Raw genomic sequence first — 21261 nt, forward strand, 5'->3', positions numbered from 1 at the left:
CCTCAAGGGCTGTCGTCTGGAGGGCAGCCTGTGCGCGTCGGCGTACGCCGGTGAAGTGCGAAAGCGGTAGCCAGCATGCAGATGCCGGCGATGCCCATCACCCAGGCGAAGCCACCGGCCATCGCGCTGCGGTAAATCACTGCTGGCAAGGACCCCGTAACGGCAGCCGGGTGCTGGATCATGCTGTGCGCGTGCTGTGCGAGCACGAACTGCCCGGTTGCCGTCGCAGTGGTACGGAACTGCTGTACGGCCCACAGGCTCATCAGGCTGCCAAGCAATGCGATGCCCAGGCTCATCCCGGCTTGGCGCAGGGCATTCATGGTGGCTGAGGCGATACCTGCGCGTTCCGGTGGGGTGCGCGCCATGACCGCCATGCCCGTAGCTGGCACCGCCAGACCCATGCCTGCTCCCAGCGCCATGAGGCACATAGTGGCAAAGCCTCCGGCGGTGTCCGTAGTGAAACGGGCCATCGCACACAGCGCCAGCCCTGCCAATGCATAGCCCCACGCCAGCGCCGCGTGCAGCCCGAGGCGCACGGCAATGCGGCCGAACATCAACGACACCACGCCCATCACCAGGAATTGAGGGGCCAGCTGCCATCCGGCCTGTGCCGCGGTCTTTCCCTGTACCTGCTGGAAGAACAATGAAAGGAAGAACAGGCTGGCATAGGCAGTGAAGCCGAGCACGAACGAGGCGAGATTGAGCAGGGCGAAGCGACGGTCGGCGAAAAGATCCAGCGGCAGCAGCGGGCGCGTGACCCGACGTTGTACCAGCGAGAACGCCAACAATGCCACCAGCGCCGTGATCAACGAGAACCAGGTAGCGGGTGCGGACCACCCGCGCCCGCCGATACCGATCAGCCCGTAGGAGAGGGCTGCCAAGGCCAGCGTGCTGAGGATCTGCCCAGCGGGATCCATGGCCGCGTGCTGAGGATGACGTCGCTCGGGAATGCTCCAGGCGCCCAGCGCCAGTGCCACCGCCCCCAACGGAAGGTTGATCAGGAAGATGCTCTGCCATCCGGTCCACTGTACGAGCAGGCCGCCCAGCAACGGCCCAAGCACCAGCGCCAGCGCGCTGAAGGCGGACCATCCTCCGATGGCGCGCGCCCGTTGGCCGGGGTCCGGAAACGCATGGGTGAGGAGGGGCATCGCACTGGGGATCAGCAGCGCTCCCGCCACGCCCTGGATCGTGCGGCCGATCACCAGGACCGGCAGATCGGTGGCGCACGCGCAGACCAGTGATCCGGCAATGAACGTTGCCACGCTCGCCAGCCACATCCGGCGATGGCCATGGCGGTCACTGAGAGGGCCGGCCGAGAGCATGAAAGCGGACAGCGCGATGGCATAGGCATTGATGACCCACTGCAGCCCGGCGAGGTCGGTCTGCAACGCCCGTTGCAGCGTCGGCAGCGCGACGTTGACGATGCTGATGTCCAGCGAGGCAAGGAAGGTACCGAGGTATGCGGCCAGCACCAACGCTGGCTTTTTGAAGTGCTGCATGGGACGGAGCCTGTAGAGCGACCGCGCTTATCCTAGATAATGACTGACCGTCGGTCAATGACCGACGGTCAGTCATCTGTCTCGGCGGATTACACTACCGACACCCATCGCTCCCCTTTCAATACCCACGATGCAGACCCCAGCCCCGGCCAGGCCACGCACCAAACCCGCCTCCATCCGTCTCGAAGAACTGATGGATGCGGCCGAGACGCTGTTCCTGTCGCGCGGGGTGGAACAGACGACGATCAGCGAGATCGTCGCTGCCGCCGATGTGGCCAAGGGCACGTTCTATACCTACTTCGCTTCAAAAACGGATGTACTGAGAGCCCTGGCGGAGCGCTACACGCAGCGCTTCGTGGACGCACTGGAGCAGGCGATGCAAGAGCATCCGGCGGATGATGGAGAGGCTCGCCTGCGCGCCTGGATCGAAGCGAGCATCGCCCTCTATGCCCGGACCCATGCCGTGCACGACGTGGTGTACGCCAACCATCATCATCTTGATCGAGCCAACCGCGAGCGGAATGCGCTCCTTCAGCAGTTGCAGGGCATCCTGGAAGTGGGGGTGGCATCCGGGCTATGGCAGCTGCCCAGTCCCAGGGTGACGGCCTCGTTGATCTATGCCGGTGTGCATGGCGCAACCGATGACTTGATCGCGACACCGGAGCAGGATGCGGCGGCATTCAGTGCGGCTGTGGTGGAGGATTGTCTGGCGATGGTCGGCGCTCGAAGACCATCCGTGCGCCCGAAGAAGCGCGGCTGAGCCGGTGGACAACTTCACCGTGGCAATGCCATCGCCAATGTCGCGCTGTATGCGGAGATCACCGCCGAAGCGCATCGCGATCCGGTGATTGCCCAGGTGCTGCGCCGGCACGACAGGCAGACCCGTGCGGCGATCACCGCGTGGTTGCGGCAGCACGACATCGCGCGCGGCCGCACGCCCGAAGACGCCGACACACGTAGCGGGCGCTGCTGGCAGCCACGATTGCAACCGTGCTGGGGAAGCAAGCGCAGTCACGTGGATTTCACGGATCGGCGCGGTTAATCCGCCTGTGGCGGCCTCCCCGCTGTCCCGTGTGGAGCGGATCCAATGCGCATGCTTCCTTCGCTTCTCCTTGTCTGCGCGCTGGCCCCGGTGGGGGCGACATACGCCCAGGCACCCAAGGCAGCTGTCGGGGCCGTGGCGTCACCGCATACCTCCGATGGCATGGCCTGCGACAGCCCGAACCAGTCGCAGGCCGGGCTCAACCAATGTGCCAGCAACAGCGCGCAGCGCGCCGATGCCGAGCTCAATCGGATCTATGCCAAGGTGCTGGCGCTCAATGCCCAGGACACGGTGTTCCTGGAACGGTTCAAGGCAGCCCAGCGCGCCTGGCTGGTGTTCCGCGATGCCCAGATCGCGGCGCGGTATCCGTCTCCAGACGACTATGGGAGCGTGCTGCCGATGTGCCAGAGCGTTGAATACGAGCAGCTGACCCTGGATCGGATCAAGCAGCTCAAGGCCTGGGTTGGCGGGGTCGAGGAGGGTGACGTGTGCGCCGGGTCCTATCCCATGAGCGGGCGCTAGCCGGGGCCGTTTAACGCGTCGGTACGGCCAGGTGCGCACACTGGTCCTGTCTGCACTGTCCCTCATGCACAGGAACCGGAGATCCCATGTCCTTCAACGCCCTCCTTGCGACCAAGACCGGCGATACCATCGCGGCCGGTGTCGTCCCGCTGACCGAGCAGGATCTGATGCCCGGCGACGTCACCGTTGCCGTGGAGTACTCCACGGTGAATTACAAGGACGCCCTCGCGCTGAGCGGGCGCTCGCCGGTGATCCGCACGTTTCCGCTGATTCCCGGTATCGATCTGGCCGGTGTGGTTGAAACGTCGACCCACCCCGGGTTTGCCCCGGGCGATCGCGTGCTGGTCAACGGCTGGGGTTTGAGCCAGACCCACCACGGAGGCTATGCGCAGAAGGCGCGCGTGCCCGGCGAGTGGCTGGTGAAGATTCCCGCGGCATTTTCCAGCCGCGATGCGATGGCGGTCGGTACCGCCGGCTACACCGCGATGCTCTCGGTACTGGCACTCGAGCACGGCGGGGTGAGTCCCGATCACGGCGATATCCTGGTCACCGGGGCCAACGGCGGCGCCGGCTCCATCGCGATCGCACTGCTGTCCACGCTGGGCTATCGGGTGGTTGCATCGACGGGTCGGCTGGAGGAGTCCGCGTATCTCAAGGCGCTGGGTGCGGCCGAGATCATCGATCGGGCGACCTTGTCCGCGCCAGGTGCACCGATCGCCAAGGAACGCTGGGCCGGTGCGATCGACGCGGTGGGCAGCCACACGTTGGCCAATGTGCTGGCGCAGACGCGCTATCGTGGCGTGGTGGCGGCCTTCGGATTGGCCCAAGGCGCGGATCTGCCGGGTTCGGTGCTGCCTTTCATCCTGCGCAACGTGACGCTCGCCGGCATCGACTCGGTCAACGCGCCTTACGCCGCGCGCGAGCAGGCCTGGACGCGCCTGGCTACCGATCTGGACCTGGGCAAGCTGGCGCGCACCACGCAGATGATCGGGCTGGCCGAGGTGCCGGCGCTGGCCGACCAGGTGCTGCAGGGGCGTGTACAGGGCCGCACTGTGGTCGACGTCAACGCGTGATCCTGTCGCGGCACTAAGCCGGGTGGGGGCCAGGCAGCTGCTTGACCAGCTGTTCGGCCATGGCCTTGTAGATCGGCACGCGGCACACCAGGCCGGAGACGCCGCGCGCGATCAGCACGGTGGCCAGAATGGGCAGCAGCATATCGCTGCTGTCGGTCAGCTCCAGCGAGATGACCGCCGAGGTCAACGGTGCCTGGGTGACGCCGGTCAGGTAGGCACACATCCCCAGCAGCACGAAGATGCGTTCATCGACCGAAGGCATGAGGGCGGCGAGGTTGTGGCCGAGCCCGGCGCCGACGGCCAGGGCGGGCGAGAACAGGCCGCCGGGAATACCGGCGACGTAAGAGACCAGATTGGCGACCAGCTTCATCAGGCCGAACTCGTGACCCACCGAGGGCGCTCCCTGCACCAGTCCCTTGGCCTGCTCGTAGCCGGTGCCGAAGGCCCCTGCGCCAAAGGCGGCGCCCAGCAGCACCAGGGCGAGCCCGCACAGCGCCGCCAGCAGGACCGGATGGCGCTGGCGCAGCGTGCCCAGCCAGCGTGGCCTGCCTTCCATGGTCAGCAGCACGGCTTTGGCGAACAGGCCGCCAAGCAGTCCCGCGACGGTGCCGCACAGCACGATCGCCAGCCAGGCCTGCCCCAGCGGCAACGTGGCAGTCACCTTGCCGAAGTACGTGTAGTTGCCGAGCAGGCCCAGCGACACCACGCCACCCACGATGACCGCGGTGAGCAGCGTGCCGGAGAAGCGGTGCTCGAAGCGGCCGCTGAGTTCTTCGATGGCAAACACGATGCCCGCCAGCGGGGTATTGAAGGCCGCCGCGATGCCGGCTGCGCCACCGGCGAGCAGAAAGTGGGACAGCTCTTTCGGATCGCGGAACCCGAACCATCGCCCGAACATGTACATCACGCTGGCACCGACGTGCACGGTAGGGCCCTCACGGCCGACCGAGGCGCCCCCGAGCAACGACAGCGTGGTCAAGGCGAGTTTGCCGGCCGATACGCCCAGCGAGAGATTGTCACGCCGGAACGTGGGCGTCGGGATCTCCAGGGCCGCGATCACCTGCGGAATGCCGCTGCCGCGGGTGGGCTTGAGCGCACCACTGGTCAGCCACGCCAACAGCGCGAACACGGTTGGGGTGAGCAGCAGCGCCCACCAGATCGACTGGGCGATGATCGACTGGAAGACCCGGAAGGCCGCATCGCTGGCCTTGGCAAACACGATCGCGACCAGGGCGACAGCCACGGCACCGCCCCACAGGGCCGCACGGCGCTTCCACGCATCCCTGGACAGGAGAGGGCGTTGAGGGTCTGGCGAGGTCATGGGGCGAATTATCCCACGGTGATTCGCCGGTCCTCTTCACCGAATCTGTCGGTTTGCGCTTTCAAGCGCGGGTGCCCGCGCGGTGCCCGGGCAGGCACGCTGCGGGTTTACGTGCCGCGAGTGTCCGCGCGATCGTGTGGATCCGGGCGAATTTCAGCGGTGTCTGGCGTACCGATGAGGTGGCGCGCGTTGCGTGCATGAGTCGCTCGAGCTTCCATGCCCATTTCAGGGCGGTCACGGCGATGAGCCCGCTGGACTTCCGCCCGGTGGTTGCGCGATGACATCGGGAGGAGCTGCGGGACACCGTGGTGTGGCCGCACTCCCATGATGCCCGCGATGTAAGCGGAGGTGCCGCCGGTCAGACCGGGGCGAAACCGCGGGTGGTCTTCTTTTCGTTCTTTTCCGCCTTCTTTTCCTTGGCGGTCTTGGCAGGTTTCTTCTTCTGCTCTTTCTGTTTGTTCAGGCCTTTGGCCATGGCGACGCTCTCCAGGTGGGTTGCAACGGAGGCGAGCATGGCACATCCGGTGTCGGCCGGCGCATCGGCGTGCGATGGGTGCGCTGAAGTGAATCCGGGGTGCGCCCGTTCATGGCGCAGGGATATCCCGATAAACCGCCTCGCTGCTCAGCACCTTCAGTCCATCCGGACCACTGTGCAGCCGCCGCTGCTCACCGACCGCCTGCTGCGATTGCAGGCGATAGCCGCTCATGTCGGGGTCGGCCAGTAAACACTGTCCGGCGTCGAACGCGCGCCGAAGATGGCCTGGCCCACGCGCACCACGGTCGCGCCTTCTTCGATGGCGATCTCGACATCACCTGACATGCCCATGGAGAGCTCCTCCAGGCTGATGCCCGTCGGCAGGGTGGGGCGCAGCCGGTCGCGCAGTTCGCGCAGGCGCGCAAAGCACGGGCGCACCTGTTCCGGATCCGGGGAGAACACCGCCAGGGTCATCAACCCGCGCACATGCAGATTCGGAAACGCTGGCAACTGCTGCACGAAGTCGGCGACCTCGATCGGGTCCAGGCCGTACTTGCTGTCTTCGCCCGAGGTGTTGACCTGCACGAACACATCCAGCGTGCGCTGCTCCAGTTCCAGCCGCTGATCCAGCGCCTGTGCCACGCGCAGGCTGTCCAGCGCCTGGAACTCGCTGGCGAAGCGTGCGACGTCACGTGCCTTGTTGGTCTGCAGGTGGCCGATCACCGACCAGCGCAGGCCGGGCAGGTCGGCCATCGCCGCCGCCTTGCGCTGGGCTTCCTGCACCTTGTTCTCGCCCAGCTCATGGCAGCCGGCCTCCCACGCCAGGCGCAGGCGGGCCTCATCGACGGTCTTGCTGACCGGCAGCAGGCGCACGCCGGCCGGGTCGCGGCCGGCCAGTGCGCAGGCGCGGGCGATGCGTTCGCGGACCATCGCCAGGTTGTGGCGGATCTCGTCGACAGTGGTGGCCTGGGGCCAGGTGGGGGCAGCGATGGGCATGGGGAGCTCCGGAAGCGGGGACGGCTGCGGCGCGTCGGCGCGCCAGCAGGGCGGTCCCGTAACAACGGACAGGTTGTCATAGCGCTACCCGAAAATCACCGCCCGCCGATGTCAGGGCGCGGCGGCGGCGTTCGGGCTGACGTAGTGCGTCTGTTCGTCGTCGTTGAGGAAGATCAGTTCCGGTTTGCCCTGCCAGGAGGTCAGCATCGCGCCGGTGCTGTTCTGGTGTTTGACGACCAGGGTGGCGCCGCGATCCGGGTTGGCGGTGACCTTGAATACCTCGGTGGTGCCGGTGGCATCGTCCAAGGTGAGGATGGCCTCGTCGCCGACATCGGCGGTGCCGTAGCCGCCACGCTCGGAGCCATCGGCGCCCAGCAGGATCAGGCCTGACAGCGGTGACGCACGCGGCCCCTGGGTGATGCCCTTGGTGAGCGGATCGGGGACGGGGGCGCCGAGAATCACCCGCGCCTGGCCACTGGCATCGCGGATCACCACGCCACGGGCGGTGATGACACGCTCCTCGGACTGGCTCTGGTGCAGGCGCAGCGCGGTCCAACCGGAAACGATCAGGGCGAGGCTGGAAACGACCAGCGTGGTGACGGTCAGCGCGCGCGACATGGGGTTCTCCGGATCCTTGGAAGGCTGCGACCATACCGGATACGCCCTTCACGGCACCAGTCGGAAAAGTCTGGGATTACATTCAGAGCGTGAGGTTGGTCACGGGATGGCTCAGCGGAAATCGCGGCTGTGGGTACGCACGCCGTCGATCAGGGTGTCGATGTTGTGCATCTGGCGGACGATCAGGTGCTGCACGCCGTCCACGCGCTCGAGCCGGCCGTCGATCTGCATCAGTTGCGCTTCAACCAGCACGCGATGCTGGCGGTCGGCGATTTTGCGCCAGACCACTGCATTGACCATGCCGCATTCGTCTTCCAGGGTGAGGAAGGTGACCCCGCTGGCAGTCTGCGGGCGCTGGCGCATGCGTACCAGCCCGGCAAACCGCACGCTGCGCCCGTGCGGCAGGGCGGCCAGTTCGTCGGAGCGGTGGCAGCGGCGCTGGCGCAGCTGGCTGCGGATGAAGGAGACCATGTGCCGGCCCAGCGTGGTGCCGGTGGTGTTGTAATCGGCCTGCATGTCCTCGAACGCGCTGGGCAGCGGCAGCGCGACGGCGGCTTCGGCGGTGGCGCGGGCCATGTCGAACAGCGGCAGCGGCTTTTCCACGCCGGAGACGTCCCAGCGCGCGCGATGGCGATGGCCGCTCAGGCCCTTGAGTGCACCGGCATCGGCCAGCAGGCCCTGGTGGCGACGGTCCAGCTGTGCGCGCTGGCTCAGGTCGGCCACGCTCTCAAAGGGCGAACGGTGGCGCGCCTGCACCACGCCGGTGGCGACCGCCTCGCTGAAGCCATCGACCAGGCGCAGCCCCAGCCGGATGCCAAATGGCCGGCCTGGCGAGGTGGGCGGCACCAGCGTGCAGTCCCAGTCGCTATAGCGCACATCCACCGGCAGCACTGGCACGCCATGACGGCGCGCGTCCTGCAGGATCTGGTCCGGGGTATAGAACCCCAGCGGCTGGCTGTTGATCAGGCTGGCGGCGAATGCGGAGGGGTGATGGCACTTGAGCCAGCAGCTGACATAGGTGATCAGCGCGAAGCTGGCCGCGTGGCTTTCCGGGAAGCCATAACTGCCGAAGCCCTTGATCTGCTCGAACAGGCGCTCACCGTATTCGCGGCTGTAGCCGTTGGCGGCCATGCCGGCGAGCAGTTTGTCGCGGTGCGGCTCCAGCCCACCGTGGCGCTTCCAGGCGGCCATCGAGCGGCGCAGTGCGTCAGCCTGGCCGGGGCTGAAGCCGGCGGCGGCGACCGCCAGCTGCATCACCTGTTCCTGGAACAGCGGCACGCCCAGGGTGCGTTTGAAGACCTTCTCCAGCGCGGGTGGGTAGTCGATCTCTTCGATGCCTTCTTCCTTGAGCTTCTTCCGTCGGTTCAGATACGGGTGGACCATGTCGCCCTGGATCGGGCCGGGGCGCACGATCGCCACTTCGATCACCAGGTCGTAGAAACAGCGCGGCTGCATGCGCGGCAGCATCGCCATCTGGGCGCGGGACTCGATCTGGAACACGCCCAGGGTGTCGGCGCGGCAGATCATGTCGTAGGTGGGCTCATCGCCCTGCGGAATCTTCGCCATGGTCATCGTCGGTCCGCCATGCGCTTCCAGCATCGCCAGGCATTTGCGTACCGCGGTGAGCATGCCCAGCGCCAGGCAGTCGACCTTCATCAGGCCGGTGACATCCAGGTCGTCCTTGTCCCACTGGATCACCGTGCGGTTGGCCATGGCCGCGTTTTCCACCGGCACCATCGTGGACAGGGGGTGTTCGGAGATCACGAAGCCGCCGGGGTGCTGGGACAGGTGGCGTGGAAAATCGACCAGTTCACTGGTCAGCGCCACCACCCGCCGCATCAGCGGGGTCTCCGGATCGAAACCGCGCTCACGCAAGGCCTCCGGCAGCGGCTCATGGCTGCTCCAGCGGTCCAGGCAGGCGGCCAGTTCGTTGACCTGGTCCGGCGGCAGGCCAAGCACCCGCGCCACATCGCGTACCGCGCTGCGGCCCCGGTAGCTGATCGCCACGGCAGTCAAGGCGGCGCGTTCGCGGCCGTAGCGGTTGAACACGTACTGCAGCACTTCCTCGCGGCGTTCGTGTTCGAAGTCGATGTCGATATCCGGCGGCTCGTCGCGTTCGGCGGAAATGAAGCGCTCGAACAGCAGCTCCATCTCGCTGGGGTCGATCTCGGTCACGCCCAGTACGTAGCACACCGAGGAATTGGCGGCCGAGCCACGGCCCTGGCAGAGGATCTGCTGCCGGCGCGCGAAGCGCACGATGTCGTGCACGGTCAGGAAGTACGACTCGTACTGCTTGGTGTGGATCAGCGCCAGTTCGTGTTCGATCTGGTGGCGCTGCTGGGGCGTCTCGCCCGCGGGCCAACGCCATTGCATGCCTTCTTCCACCAGCACCCGCAGCCAGCTGGCCGGGTCGTGGCCGGCCGGTACCAGTTCGCGCGGGTAGGTGTACTTCAGTTGCTTGAGATCGAAGTGGCAGCGCTCGGCGATGCGCAGGGTCTCGGCCAGCAGCTCGGGCGGGTACAGCGTGGCCAGGGCCTGGCGGGTGCGCAGGTGACGCTCGCCGTTGGGGAACAACCGCCAGCCTGCCTCGCCGAGCGTGCAGTGGTGGCGGATTGCGGTGAGGGTGTCCTGCAGCGCGCGGCGGCGGCGCACGTGCATGTGCACATCGCCGCTGGCCACCAGTGGAATGCCCTGGTCGCGGCCGAAACGACGCAGGCGCTGCAGGCGCGCGCGATCATCGGCCTCGCGGTGCAGTTCAACGGCCAGCCACAGCCGCTGCGGAAAGCAGGCTTGCAGCCACTGCGCATCCTCGATGCCCGGGGCAGGGTCTGCCCACAGGCACAGCAGGCCGGCGTGCAGCGGTTCGATGTCGCTGCGCAGGCAGCGGTACTCGCCCTTGGGCGCGCGCCGGCGGCAGGTCGTGATCAACTGGCACAGCGCGGCGTAGCTGCCCTGGTCGGTGCACAGCAGCACCAGTTTCGGGCCGTCCTCCAGCCGGAATTCGGCACCGGTGATCAGGGGCAGTGCGTGCTTCTTCGCAGCCTGCCAGGCGCGCACGATACCGGCCAGCGAGCACTCATCGGTGATCGCCAGCGCGTGGTAGCCCTGGCCCTTGGCACGCGCGAACAACTCCTCGGCGATGGACGCGCCGCGCTGGAAACTGAAGGCCGACAGGCAATGCAGCTCGGCGTATCCGGGCAGCGGTGCGCTCATGCGAACCAGCCGTGCAGCATGAACGGTCCGCTGCGTGCATCGGCGGCGGTATACGCCCAGCCGCGCTGGCCTTGCGGCGTTTCGATGACGTAATAGTCGCGGCGGATGTCGCCGGCATCCCACCAGCCCGATTCGATCCGCTCCGGCCCAGACAGGATGCGCAGGTGCGGATCCTGCAGCGCCTGCGGCTGGGCCAGCAGCCAGCCCGGGCGCATCGGCAGCACCGGGGGCGGGGGCTTGGGCGCGCCCTGGGCGTCACCGGTCGCGCGTTCGGGCCGATGGTCGGCACGCAGCCCCAGCCCCTGCACAGCGTCATCGCCGAGCCGGGCGCGAAGACGCTCGCGCAGCTGCTCCCACGGCATCGCCTGCTGCGGGCGCGGGTCGAACAGATCGCGTGCGGCCGGGACGAACGGCGGCAGTTGCTCGGCCTGCAGGCGCAGGCCGCGGCTGCCCGCTGGCAACTGCAGATGATCCACACGGTTGCGGGCCAGTTCGAACAGCATCGCCGGTTCGCGCTCGGGCGCGAGCAGGCCGATCGAGAGGCGCGTATCGGGGTGGTGTTCGTGCTCGAACCACAGATCGAACTGCAGCACGCCGCCATCGCGCGAGCACAGGAATGCGGCCAGATCGGCGGTCAGGCGCCGCAACGGGAACAGCATGGCCTGGGTGGACTCGACCTCGTACTCGAACTCGATGCGCGCATCGAAGCGGTCCGGCGGCTGGAAATAGCGCAGCGGCGGCGTGCTGATCCCGCGCAGCGCATCCAGGTGCGCCAGCACCTGCGGCGGGAAGCGCCGGGCCAGGCTCTCGCGCGGCAGGCCGAACGCCGCGCCCAGCGTGCGCAACCCCGAGCGCGCCAGCACCGTGACCGCCTCGGCCGGCAACCCGCTGCGTTCGATCGGCACCTGGGCCAGCGCCGCCTCCACCTGGTGCGCACCCACGCCGAGCCGGCCATGCACGCGGGCCAGCACGCTGGCGGCATGCGGATTCGGTGCGGCCACCAGCCGGTGGCGGAAACCCAGTTCGGTCAGGCCACGGGTCAACCGCTGCTCGACCTTCGGCCAATCACCAAACAGCGCGCGGCTGGCCCGGATTTCCAGTGCCAGCGCGTGCGGGAAATCCAGGCTGACCTGCGAGCTGATGCCGTACAGCCAACTGGCCAACAGCTGGCGGGTGGCCTGTTCGGCGCGCGGGTCGTACTCCACGGTGAGCATGTCGCGGGTGAGCACCTGCGCAGCTGAGAGCAGCATGCCGCGGCGCAGCCCGAGCTGCCGGGCCGAGGGACTGACCGCATGCAGCACGCGTCGCTGCGCCGGGCCGGTGACCAGCACCAGCGGCGCAGCCGGGTCCGGTTGCTGGCGCAGGGCGGCATCCAGCGCCAGGTGCGGCAGCAGCAGGCAGGCCCAGTCCACGGCGGCGGCTCAATGAGCCACGGCCAGCGGCAGCGGCTGCGCCGGTGCCAGCCCGCCGCGGCACTTGAGCACCCGCACCTGGCCATCGTCGAGCTGCAGGCGCAGCGCGGCCGGGGAGGGGTTGCGCGCATGCCGGGCATCCCGGAAGGAAAACCCCAGGCACTGGCCGGTTTCGGCCGCCACCTGCAGCCGGCGCAGCGCGCGGTCATCGGCCTGCTGCGGCCAGCACAGCACCGCCGCACATGCGGCCGAGCGCAGGCATTGCTCGGCGGCCCACAAGGCATCGCGCGGGCTGGCCTGGACCACCTGCACCTGGTTCAGTGCCAGCCCGGCGCGGGCCCAGGCCGGGGCATGCGGCAGGTGCGGCGGGGCGATCAGCACCACGGTCTGCTGTTGCTGGCTCAGCCGCGCCAGCGTCGGCCAGACCAAGGCCAGCTCACCGACCCCGGGCGAGGCCAGCAGCACCTCCGACAGCGCCGAGGGCGGCCAGCCACCGCCGGGCAGTCGGGCATCCAGCGCCGGGTGGCCGGTCGGGTGCGGGGCCACCTCGGGGAAGGCCGCACGCGGCTGCCCCCGCCAGACCCGGCGGGTTTCCAGCAGCCGGTCCAGGGCCAGCACGGCGCCCATCAGCGGGCCTCCCGGCAGGGCTGGAGCAGGCGGAAACGGGCAGGAAACAAGGGCATGGCGGCGAGTATCGGCAGCACGCGTGTCAAAGGCTGAGACCGACAATCCTACCCGCAATTAGTAAAAATGCTAACGAATTCGGCGGCCGGATTCCGAACCGGTTGAGGGTGATGAATGCTTCAGGAGAGCGGAATGGCAGCGCGCCAGATGGGATGGCCACGCGCGTGATGGAGGGCATCCACGCATGGCGAGGATCTACTCAGCGCCCCTGCGGATCGGGCCGGTGGTGCACGTACTCGACCACGGTGCCGTCCGGATGCACGGCGTTGAAGGCCGCGCCGGTGGGCACGACCTGCAGTGGAAAGATGATCTGCGCCCCGGCCGCCACCAGCCGGTCGTAATAGGGCTGCACGTCATCCACCAGCAGCGTGCCGGTGGTGGTGGTGAACGGAGCCAGCTTGTCCGGCGCGCCCTCGATCAGCAGGAATGCCCCGACCATCGCCAGGCGCAGGCCGGCCTCGGGGAACGGAAAGCCCGCATCGGCGACCACGCCCTGCAACTGCTCGTAGAACGCCACCCGTGCTTCCAGTTCGCCCGGGCCGACGAACACCCGGATCAGCACCCGCGGGCTGCGTTGCCGGGAGGTGTCGTTGCGGTCGCGCCAGAGTTGATCGAAGTGGCGGTGTGGGGGCATGCGGCGGCTCCGGGACGTGAGCGGTCATTATCGAGCCGCGATCCGCCCGGAACCGGGCAGGGCTCATGACCACCGGTGATGGCGTGATAACCCGGCATCGCCCACCACACCACCAGCGCGAGCAGCGACACACTGGTACCCGCCATGCAGACCCCGGGCCAGCCGAACGCGGCATACAACGCACTGCCGGCCAGCGCCCCCAGCCCACTGCCGGCAGCGTAGAACAGCATGTAGGCGGCGATCACCTGCGCCTGCGCGTGCGGGGCTGCGGCCAGAATCCGACTCTGGTTGGTCACGTGCAGCGCCTGCACCGCCAGATCCAGCAGCAGCACGCCGAGCACCAGCCAGCCCAGGTGGTGGGACATCGCGGCGGTCGGCAGCCAGCTCAGCAGCATCAGCCACAGGGCGCCGGTGGTGACCCGCCCGGCATGGCCCCGGTCACTCCAGTGCCCACTGCGTGCCGCCGCCAACGCACCCAGCAGCCCGACCAGCGCGAAGGCGCCGATGGCGGTGTGGCTGAGGGCATACGGCGGCGCGCCCAGCGGCAGGCTCATGCTGCTCCAGAACAGGCCGAACACGGTGAACAGCAGCAGGCCCAGCACGCCGCGCTGGCGCAGCACGGGCTGTTGCCGCAGCAAGGCGATCAACCCGGTGCGTGCGGTGGATGCAGTCGAGGCCGGCAGCCGTGGCAGACGCGCCCACAACAGCGCGCCCGTCACCACCATCAGCGCCGCCGAGAGCAGGTACACCGCCCGCCATCCGCCCAGATCGGCGACTGCGCCGGCCACGACGCGTGCCAACAACAACCCGACCACCACGCCCGCCTGTGCGGCACCAACCACGCGGCCGCGCTCGTGCACGCCTGCAGCGGCGGCGGCATAGGCGATCAACCCCTGGGTCATCGCGGTGCCGAGCAGGCCCACCGCCAGCATGCCCAGCAGCAGGCTCCAGGCCTGTGCCGCCAGCGCGACGGCCAGCAGGGCCAGCACCAGGCCAATGGTCTGGATCGCGATCAGGCGGCGGCGGTCCACGCGGTCACCCAGTGGCACCACCCAGAGCAGCGCCGCCACCGACCCCAGCTGGGTGGCGGCGATCACCGCGCCGATGCGGGACGTGCTGATCTGGAGATCGGCGGCCAAGGCATCCAGCAAGGGCTGGGCGTAATAGACATTGGCCACGCTCAAACCGGCGGCGCAGGCGAACAGCATCAGCAGGGCGGAGGGGAGCGGGGAGGTGGACGCACGCGAGGCGGAGGCAGGGAGCGGCATGATGCAGTCTCAAAACAGAACCAGTTGATTCTGGAGTATGTGGTTCTAAAATGAAACCTCGAAAGGAGGCCGCACATGACAACCGATGCCACTACCCCCTGCCCGGTGGGGCGCGCGCTGGATCTGGTCGGTGACCGTTGGTCGCTGCTGATCGTGCGCGAGGCCTTCGACGGGGTGCGCCGCTTCAGCGATTTCCAGCGCCGCCTGGGGATGTCGCGCAGCATGCTCAGCCAGCGCCTGCAGGCCTTGCTGGAGGCGGACGTGCTGACGCAGCAGCCGCTGGGCGAAGGCCGCAGCTATCAGGAATATGTGCTCACCGAGCGCGGTCGCGCGCTGTTCCCGCTGGTGGTGGCGCTGCGCCAATGGGGCGAGGCCTTCCTGTTCGCGCCCGGCGAGCCACGCTCGGTGCTGCAAGCCGACAGCGATGGGCTGCCGTTGGCGCCGATGCAGCCGCGCGACCAGCGTGGGCAGGTGGTTGAGGGCGCCGACACCCGGGTGATGAAGCCCCTGTCACCCTGATTTCGCGCGGGTTGCGGTGTCTCAAATGTAAGCATCCTGTTGACAGGCATGAACACGCTCGCCCACTCTTCCGGGTGGGGCGCCGGTCACGGGCTCCCGGGTGGTGCGGCTGTCACGACGGGCGGAGGGGCCTGGACGTAGCCGTCATCGCCTTGCGTTGTAAACGGTTCCGCGCGCCCGCGCGTGGTTCCCGCCGACATGGCGCTGCACCCTTCTGCGGCAAGACTCCCTGGATTTATTGCGCAAGCAAAGGTGTTTCGTCCGCTCATGAAAACGATTTCAAAGCCCCTGGCCCTGACGGCCGCCATCGCGCTCTCGCTGAGCGCTTCCGCCTGGGCTGCTGCCCCGGCCGCCACCACCGACGCGTTCACCGTGCTGACCCTGGAACAGACCCCGGGTGACCTGGACGCCGCCGTGGTCGCCGCGCAGCTGGAGCAGCTGCAGGTCGATGCAGTGACCGTGCGCAACGTGGAGCGCCGCGCGGACCGCGTGGACCCACTGCAGGGCCTGGCCGATGCGCTGGGTTATCACTATCGTTTCGTGACCGCCGATCCGGCCGCCGCGCAGCAGACCGGCAGTGTCGTGCTCACCCGCCTGCCGATCGAGGCCGAATCGGGCACCGAGCAGCCGTCGCTGAACTACCTGCGCCTCAACGATGGCCGCCACGTGGTCGCGCTGTACACCAGCGCCGCCGATGCCGCGGCACTGCCGCCGCTGGTCACCGGTTCGCGCCTGGGCGCGCCGGCCGTGCTGCTGGGCGCGGTCAGCGCCGATGCGGCCACCACCGCGGGCTTCGATCCTTCGCGTGTCGCGCTGGAAGCCAATGAAAGCTACTTCAGCGATGGCTTCCAGTCGGCCACGTCGGCGGCGATCAAGCTGCGCACCCATGACGGCAAGAAGGGCACCACCGCCGCCACGCTGCTGACCCTGGGCTATGCCGCGCCGGTCGGTGGCGACACGCCGTGGATGGACACCGGCCTGAACGCCGATGCTCGCGCCAAGGCCCTGGTTGCGCAGATGACCGTGGATGAGAAGTTCCAGATGCTGCACAGCTACTTCGGGCTGGGCAAGGATGGCGGTCCGCTGCCGGAGGGCGCGGTGGGTTCGGCCGGTTTCGTGCCGGGCGTCCCGCGTCTGGGCATTCCGGCGCAGCAGTCGGCCGATGCCGGTGTTGGCGTGACCAATCCGGGCGGCCTGCGCAAGGGCGACCACGCCACCGCGATGCCGTCCGGCCCGTCCACGGCCTCCAGCTGGAACCCGGATATCGCCTTCGCTGGCGGTGCCACCATGGGTCGCGAAGCCTGGCAGCAGCGCTTCAACATCCTGTTGGCCGGCAGCGTCAACCTGCAGCGCGATCCGCGCAATGGCCGCAATTTCGAATACGCCGGTGAAGATCCCCTGCTGGCCGGTGTGCTGGTCGGTGAGTCGATCCGCGGCGTGCAGAGCCAGCACGTCATCTCCACGATGAAGCACTTCGCGCTCAACGACATGGAGACCTCGCGCAATTTCCACAGTGCCGAGATCGGCGAGCAGGCGATGCGCGAATCGGACCTGCTGGCGTTCGAGATCGCCATGGACATCGGCAAGCCCGGTTCGGCGATGTGCTCGTACAACCGCATCAACGGCACCTACGGCTGCGAACACGATTACCTCATGAACGAGGTGCTCAAGCAGGAATGGAAGTTCCCCGGTTTCGTGATGTCCGACTGGGGTGGCGTGCACAGCGGCTCCAAGGCGGCGCTGGCCGGCCTGGACCAGCAGTCGGCCGGTGAAGTGTTCGACAAGGCGGTCTATTTCGACGAACCGCTGCGCCTGGCCGTGGCCGGTGGCGTGGTGCCGCAGGCGCGCCTGGACGACATGGTCGGCCGCATCCTGCGCACCATGTTCGCGCACGGCAATTTCGATCTGCCGCCGGTGCATGAGCCGATCGACGATGAGGCCGGCTTCCACGCCGCGCAGCGTACCGTTGAAGAAGGCAGCGTGCTGCTGCGCAATGCCGATGATCTGCTGCCGCTGGGCAAGGACGTGCAGCGCATCGTCATCATCGGTGGCCATGCCGACAAGGGCGTGATCGGCGGCGGCGGTTCTTCGATGGTGGGTTGGACCGCGCGGGGCACCAATGCGGTGCCGGGCGTGATGCCGACCACCTGGCCGGGCCCGGTGATCTTCCACCCGTCCTCGCCGCTGGAAGCGCTGCGCGCCGAGCGTCCGGATGCCCGCATCGATTACGTGGATGGCCGCGATGTGGCCGCCGCCGCGCGCGCTGCCGCAGCCGCCGATGTGGCCATCGTGTTCGCCACGCAGTGGTCGGCCGAATCGGTCGATCTGCCGCACATGCAGCTGCCGGACAACCAGGACAAGCTGATCGCCGGTGTGGCCAAGGCCAACCCGAAGACCGTGGTGGTGCTGGAAACCAATGGTCCGGTCGAGCTGCCGTGGCTGCAGCAGGTGCCGGCCATCCTGCAGGCCTGGTACCCGGGCATCCGGGGCGGTGAAGGCATCGCCGCGCTGCTGACCGGCAAGGTCAATCCGTCCGGTCGCCTGCCGGTGACCTGGCCGACCGATGTCAGCCAGCTGCCGCGCCCGCACGTCAATGGCCTGGGCTTCAACCCGAAGAACAAGCCGGATGACACCATCGATTACGACATCGAAGGCGCCAACGTCGGCTACAAGTGGTTCGCCGCCAAGGGCCTGACCCCGCAGTACGCGTTCGGCCATGGCCTGTCCTACACCAGCTTCGGCTACGACAACCTGCAGGTGGTCGTGGAAGGCCAGCGTGTGGTCGCCAGCGTGGACGTGCGCAACACCGGCAAGGTCGCCGGTGCGGATGTGCCGCAGCTGTACCTGCAGCTGCCGCAGGGCAGCACCACCCCGATCCGCCTGATCGGCTTCCAGAAGGTGACGCTGCAGCCGGGCGAAAGCCGCCGGATCCGCATCGAAGCCGAGCCGAAGACGCTGGCCAGCTTCGATACCGCCGCCAAGCAGTGGAAGATCGCCGGTGGGCAGTACGAAGTGCAGCTCTCGCGCGCGGCCAATGCACCGGTGCAGCGCGTGCCGCTGGAGCTGGCCGAGCAGGTCGTCCGCTGAGCTGACGAACGCGCCGGTACCGACCCACGGGCGGTACCGGCCGCGGATCGGACGCAACGCGCGTTACGGGGTAGGGCACGACCGGTGGTCGTGCCACCGCTCACCCCGGCAGGTGCTCGCGCAGGTGCGCCAGCAGCAGCCGGACCCGGCGCGAGGGCTGGGCGGTGTTCGGAAACACCGCATATACGCCCTGGCGCGGGAAGCGATGACGGCGCAGGATCGGCAGCAGCCGGCCCTGCGCCAGATCGTCATCGATCAACCACTGCGGCAACACGGTCGCGCCGGCCCCGGCCAGCGCGAAGGCGCGCAGCGTGGATGCGTTGTCGACCGTGACCACCGCATGGGCGGGGTTGCAGGCAAACACCTGGTCGCTGCCATCGGGCGCCACCAGCGGTAGATCCGCCAGGCGCGGATACCCCAATCGTGGCAGCGTGCGGATCCAGTCCGGGTCATCGCGCGCGGCATCATCGGGCAGCGTGGACAACAACGACGGCGCGGCGACCGCGCACAGCGCGTGTTCGTCCAGCAGGGTCGCGCGCAGCTGCGAGTCCTGCAGGCGCCCCAACCGGATCGCCAGATCGAACCGCTCGGGAATCAGGTCCGCCGGCGCCGGTGAGGTGGACAGGTGCAGGCGCAGCTCCGGATGCAGGGCGCGGAATGATTCCAGCACCGGCACGACCCGGGCGATCGCATACTCCGGCGTGGTGGTCAGCCGCAGCGTGCCACGCAGCTGCAGCTGTTCGCTGCGTGCCTCCTCGATCGCCAGCTCGGCAGTCGTCAACAGGGCAGTGCAGTGCTGGTAAAAGCGTTCGCCGGCCTCGGTCAGCGCCAGACTGCGCGTATTGCGCACCAGCAGCGTCACGCCCAGTTCCTGTTCCAGTCGCTTGAGGTTGAAGCTCACCACGGCGCGGCTCTGGCCGAGGCGCTGCGCGGCAGCGGTCAGGCTGCCGGCGTCGACAATCGCCTTGAAGGTCTCGAAGCGGTCCAGGCTGACCATGGCGGCGCTCTAACTGTCAAAAAAGGTTTGACAGTCTTGCATCCGGTTGCCTGTATATCCAGCCGCCGCCAACGCGCATGCTGCCGCCTCGCAATCGGAGCGCCGCATGACATACCGGGCCAGGGTGGAAACGTTGTACCTGCTGGGATTCTCGCTGGACCTGGTGAACATGTTCATCGGTACCGTCGCGTATCCGGCCATCGCCACCGAGCTGCACGCGTCCGTGCCCCAGCTGGCGTGGATCGGCAATGCCTACATGCTTGGTCTGACCCTGGTCATTCCGCTGGGCAGCTGGCTGGCGGCGCGTCTTGGCGAACGCCGGGTGCTGTGCGTCTCGCTGGCGTTGTTCACGGTGGGCGCGGTACTGGCGGGCACCGCGGCCAGCATCGAGGGGTTGATCGGCTGGCGGCTGCTGCAGGGGCTGGGCGGCGGACTGCTGATTCCGGTCGGGCAGGCGATGGCCTACCGCGAATGCCCACCGGCCGACCGCGCGCGCCTGACCGCCCGCATCATGGCGGTGGCGCTGCTGGTGCCGGCGCTGTCGCCCACACTGGGCGGTGTGCTGGTGGAGTGGGGCTCATGGCGCGGCGTGCTGCTGGTCAGTGTGCCGCTGGCCATGGTGGCCTTCGCGCTGGCGGCCGCGTGGGTACGCCAGCGTGCGCCGGTGGCCGTACCTGCGCTGGACCGTCGCGGGCTGTTGCTCGGCTCACTGGGCCTGAGCGTGTTGCTGGTCGCGCTGAGCCTGCTGGCAGAGCCGGGGCAGTGGATGCTGGGCGCGGGCCTGCTCGTGGTCGCCACCCTGGTGCTGGCGTTGTATGCCCGCAGTGCACGCCGTACGGATCATCCGGTCCTGCAGTGGTCGCTGCTGCGGCATGCCTCGCTGCGGCTGGCGATGCTGGTCTATCTGCTGGTGCCCGGTACGTTCATCGGCACCCAGCTGGTGGCCACGCTGCTGCTGCATCGCCAGGGCTACGGCGCCGCGGCCATCGGCGGCTTCATGCTGCCGTGGGCGATCGCCTCGGCCTGCGCCATCGCCACCACACGACACTGGCTGCCACGCATCGGGGCGCGCCCGCTGTTGACGGCCGGCATGGGATGCCAGGCGGTCGGCATCGCGCTGTTGATCGGCATACAGGCCAGCCAGCCGTGGCTGCCGGTGCTGGCCTTCGCACTGATGGGCCTGGGCGGGAGCCTGTGCAGCAGCAGCGCACAGACGCTCGCGTTCCAGAGGCTGGCGGACGCGGAGCTGCTGCCGGGCAGTGCGCTGTGGAATCTCAACCGTCAACTCAGTTTCTGTCTGGCCGCCGCGCTGCTGGCCTGTGTGCTGGCAGTGCTGTCGTCCGTGCTGCCAGCGCACGCGTTCCCGCTCACCCTGATGCTGGCGGCGGCCATGAGCCTGCTGCCGATGCTTCTGCTATGGCGCCTGCCGGCGTCTTCCCTTGCCTTGAGAACCTCCCCATGAATGACACGCTTGCCTTCAACGAGATCCATGACCTGCATGTGCTGATCGAAGACTGGTTCACCGGGCGCTCGCCGGTGGCTGCGTTGCACACACTGCTGGCCCACTTCAGCGAGGACTTCAGCATGGTCGGGATCCGTGGCGTCCGCCTGGACACGCCCGCGCTGGCCGGCTTCTTCGCCGCCGCCCATGGCAGCCGGCCCGGGTTGCGGATCACGGTCGATGCACTGCAGTACCTGCCGCTCGCGCCAGCCGCCTGCGCGGTGCGCTATCGCGAGGATCAGATCGGTGCGGATGGCACCGGCCATCGACGTGAGGCCTTGGCTGTCCTCGTGAGCCGCCCGGACGGCACGCTGCGCTGGCAGGCTTTGCACGAAACGGTGGTTGGCAGCTGAATGCGCGAAACGGCCACGGAACAGGCCGATCGGCATCTACCGGGGCC

19 protein-coding genes are annotated in these 21261 nt (G+C 68.2%); 7 read left to right on the plus strand and 12 right to left on the minus strand.

Going from position 1 to position 21261, the window contains the following annotated elements:
- Window positions 1-2: 2 nt before the first annotated feature.
- The gene (locus ABE571_RS07840) at window positions 3-1499 is read right to left on the minus strand and encodes an MFS transporter (RefSeq protein ID WP_313212381.1); all 1497 of its coding nucleotides are present in this window, start codon (window positions 1497-1499) and stop codon (window positions 3-5) included.
- A gap of 130 nt (window positions 1500-1629) precedes the next feature.
- On the opposite strand from ABE571_RS07840, the gene ABE571_RS07845 reads away from it, so the two are divergent.
- The 3 genes from ABE571_RS07845 to ABE571_RS07855 all read left to right on the plus strand — a co-directional run bounded on the left by ABE571_RS07845 (window position 1630) and on the right by ABE571_RS07855 (window position 4136).
- On the plus strand, window positions 1630-2259 hold the full coding sequence (locus ABE571_RS07845; protein ID WP_313212382.1) for a TetR/AcrR family transcriptional regulator: 630 nt from the start codon (window positions 1630-1632) through the stop codon (window positions 2257-2259).
- Window positions 2260-2592: 333 nt separating this feature from the next.
- A complete protein-coding gene (locus tag ABE571_RS07850) occupies window positions 2593-3063 on the plus strand; it encodes a lysozyme inhibitor LprI family protein (RefSeq protein WP_346482437.1) in 471 nt (156 codons plus the stop codon).
- An 86-nt stretch (window positions 3064-3149) separates the two neighbouring features.
- Window positions 3150-4136, plus strand: coding sequence for an MDR family oxidoreductase (locus ABE571_RS07855; protein WP_313212384.1), 987 nt, complete (start codon window positions 3150-3152; stop codon window positions 4134-4136).
- A gap of 13 nt (window positions 4137-4149) precedes the next feature.
- Here ABE571_RS07855 and ABE571_RS07860 read toward each other — a convergent pair whose 3' ends face one another.
- The 10 genes from ABE571_RS07860 to ABE571_RS07905 all read right to left on the minus strand — a co-directional run bounded on the left by ABE571_RS07860 (window position 4150) and on the right by ABE571_RS07905 (window position 14757).
- Window positions 4150-5457: a chloride channel protein gene (locus ABE571_RS07860; protein ID WP_070470811.1), complete on the minus strand. Its 1308-nt coding sequence runs from the start codon at window positions 5455-5457 to the stop codon at window positions 4150-4152.
- Between the two features lie 358 nt (window positions 5458-5815).
- Window positions 5816-5971: a hypothetical protein gene (locus ABE571_RS07865; protein ID WP_167390404.1), complete on the minus strand. Its 156-nt coding sequence runs from the start codon at window positions 5969-5971 to the stop codon at window positions 5816-5818.
- A 70-nt stretch (window positions 5972-6041) separates the two neighbouring features.
- Window positions 6042-6164 carry a hypothetical protein gene (locus tag ABE571_RS07870; RefSeq protein WP_302476400.1) on the minus strand — a complete coding sequence of 41 codons (123 nt, stop codon included), beginning with the start codon at window positions 6162-6164 and terminating at the stop codon, window positions 6042-6044.
- Window positions 6161-6928 carry a YggS family pyridoxal phosphate-dependent enzyme gene (locus ABE571_RS07875; RefSeq protein WP_070470808.1) on the minus strand — a complete coding sequence of 256 codons (768 nt, stop codon included), beginning with the start codon at window positions 6926-6928 and terminating at the stop codon, window positions 6161-6163. The genes ABE571_RS07870 and ABE571_RS07875 overlap by 4 nt, the downstream gene beginning before the upstream one ends.
- 111 nt (window positions 6929-7039) lie before the next feature.
- A complete protein-coding gene (locus ABE571_RS07880) occupies window positions 7040-7546 on the minus strand; it encodes a hypothetical protein (protein WP_070470806.1) in 507 nt (168 codons plus the stop codon).
- Between the two features lie 111 nt (window positions 7547-7657).
- Window positions 7658-10759: an error-prone DNA polymerase gene (locus tag ABE571_RS07885; protein WP_346493505.1), complete on the minus strand. Its 3102-nt coding sequence runs from the start codon at window positions 10757-10759 to the stop codon at window positions 7658-7660.
- Window positions 10756-12171: a DNA polymerase Y family protein gene (locus ABE571_RS07890; RefSeq protein ID WP_313212387.1), complete on the minus strand. Its 1416-nt coding sequence runs from the start codon at window positions 12169-12171 to the stop codon at window positions 10756-10758. The genes ABE571_RS07885 and ABE571_RS07890 overlap by 4 nt, the downstream gene beginning before the upstream one ends.
- A gap of 9 nt (window positions 12172-12180) precedes the next feature.
- The gene (gene imuA / locus ABE571_RS07895) at window positions 12181-12798 is read right to left on the minus strand and encodes a translesion DNA synthesis-associated protein ImuA (protein WP_088433373.1); all 618 of its coding nucleotides are present in this window, start codon (window positions 12796-12798) and stop codon (window positions 12181-12183) included.
- Between the two features lie 256 nt (window positions 12799-13054).
- Window positions 13055-13489, minus strand: coding sequence for a VOC family protein (locus ABE571_RS07900; RefSeq protein ID WP_346493506.1), 435 nt, complete (start codon window positions 13487-13489; stop codon window positions 13055-13057).
- Window positions 13411-14757, minus strand: a complete 1347-nt coding sequence (locus tag ABE571_RS07905; protein WP_346493507.1) for an MFS transporter — start codon at window positions 14755-14757, stop codon at window positions 13411-13413. The genes ABE571_RS07900 and ABE571_RS07905 overlap by 79 nt, the downstream gene beginning before the upstream one ends.
- A gap of 75 nt (window positions 14758-14832) precedes the next feature.
- Here ABE571_RS07905 and ABE571_RS07910 point away from each other — a divergent pair, with 75 nt between their 5' ends.
- Both ABE571_RS07910 and ABE571_RS07915 read left to right on the plus strand, forming a co-directional pair.
- On the plus strand, window positions 14833-15276 hold the full coding sequence (locus ABE571_RS07910) for a helix-turn-helix domain-containing protein (protein WP_313212390.1): 444 nt from the start codon (window positions 14833-14835) through the stop codon (window positions 15274-15276).
- 267 nt (window positions 15277-15543) lie between these two features.
- On the plus strand, window positions 15544-18363 hold the full coding sequence (locus tag ABE571_RS07915) for a glycoside hydrolase family 3 C-terminal domain-containing protein (protein WP_346462549.1): 2820 nt from the start codon (window positions 15544-15546) through the stop codon (window positions 18361-18363).
- A 100-nt stretch (window positions 18364-18463) separates the two neighbouring features.
- On the opposite strand, the gene ABE571_RS07920 is transcribed toward ABE571_RS07915, so the two are convergent.
- Window positions 18464-19360 (minus strand): LysR family transcriptional regulator, encoded by an 897-nt coding sequence (locus tag ABE571_RS07920; RefSeq protein ID WP_313218599.1) that lies wholly within the window; start codon window positions 19358-19360, stop codon window positions 18464-18466.
- Between the two features lie 106 nt (window positions 19361-19466).
- On the opposite strand from ABE571_RS07920, the gene ABE571_RS07925 reads away from it, so the two are divergent.
- Window positions 19467-20822, plus strand: a complete 1356-nt coding sequence (locus tag ABE571_RS07925) for an MFS transporter (protein WP_346493508.1) — start codon at window positions 19467-19469, stop codon at window positions 20820-20822.
- The gene (locus tag ABE571_RS07930) at window positions 20819-21214 is read left to right on the plus strand and encodes a hypothetical protein (protein ID WP_313212394.1); all 396 of its coding nucleotides are present in this window, start codon (window positions 20819-20821) and stop codon (window positions 21212-21214) included. The genes ABE571_RS07925 and ABE571_RS07930 overlap by 4 nt, the downstream gene beginning before the upstream one ends.
- Window positions 21215-21261: the final 47 nt, after the last annotated feature.

Source organism: Stenotrophomonas sp. TWI273 (genome assembly GCF_039674765.1).
Classification (GTDB): domain Bacteria; phylum Pseudomonadota; class Gammaproteobacteria; order Xanthomonadales; family Xanthomonadaceae; genus Stenotrophomonas.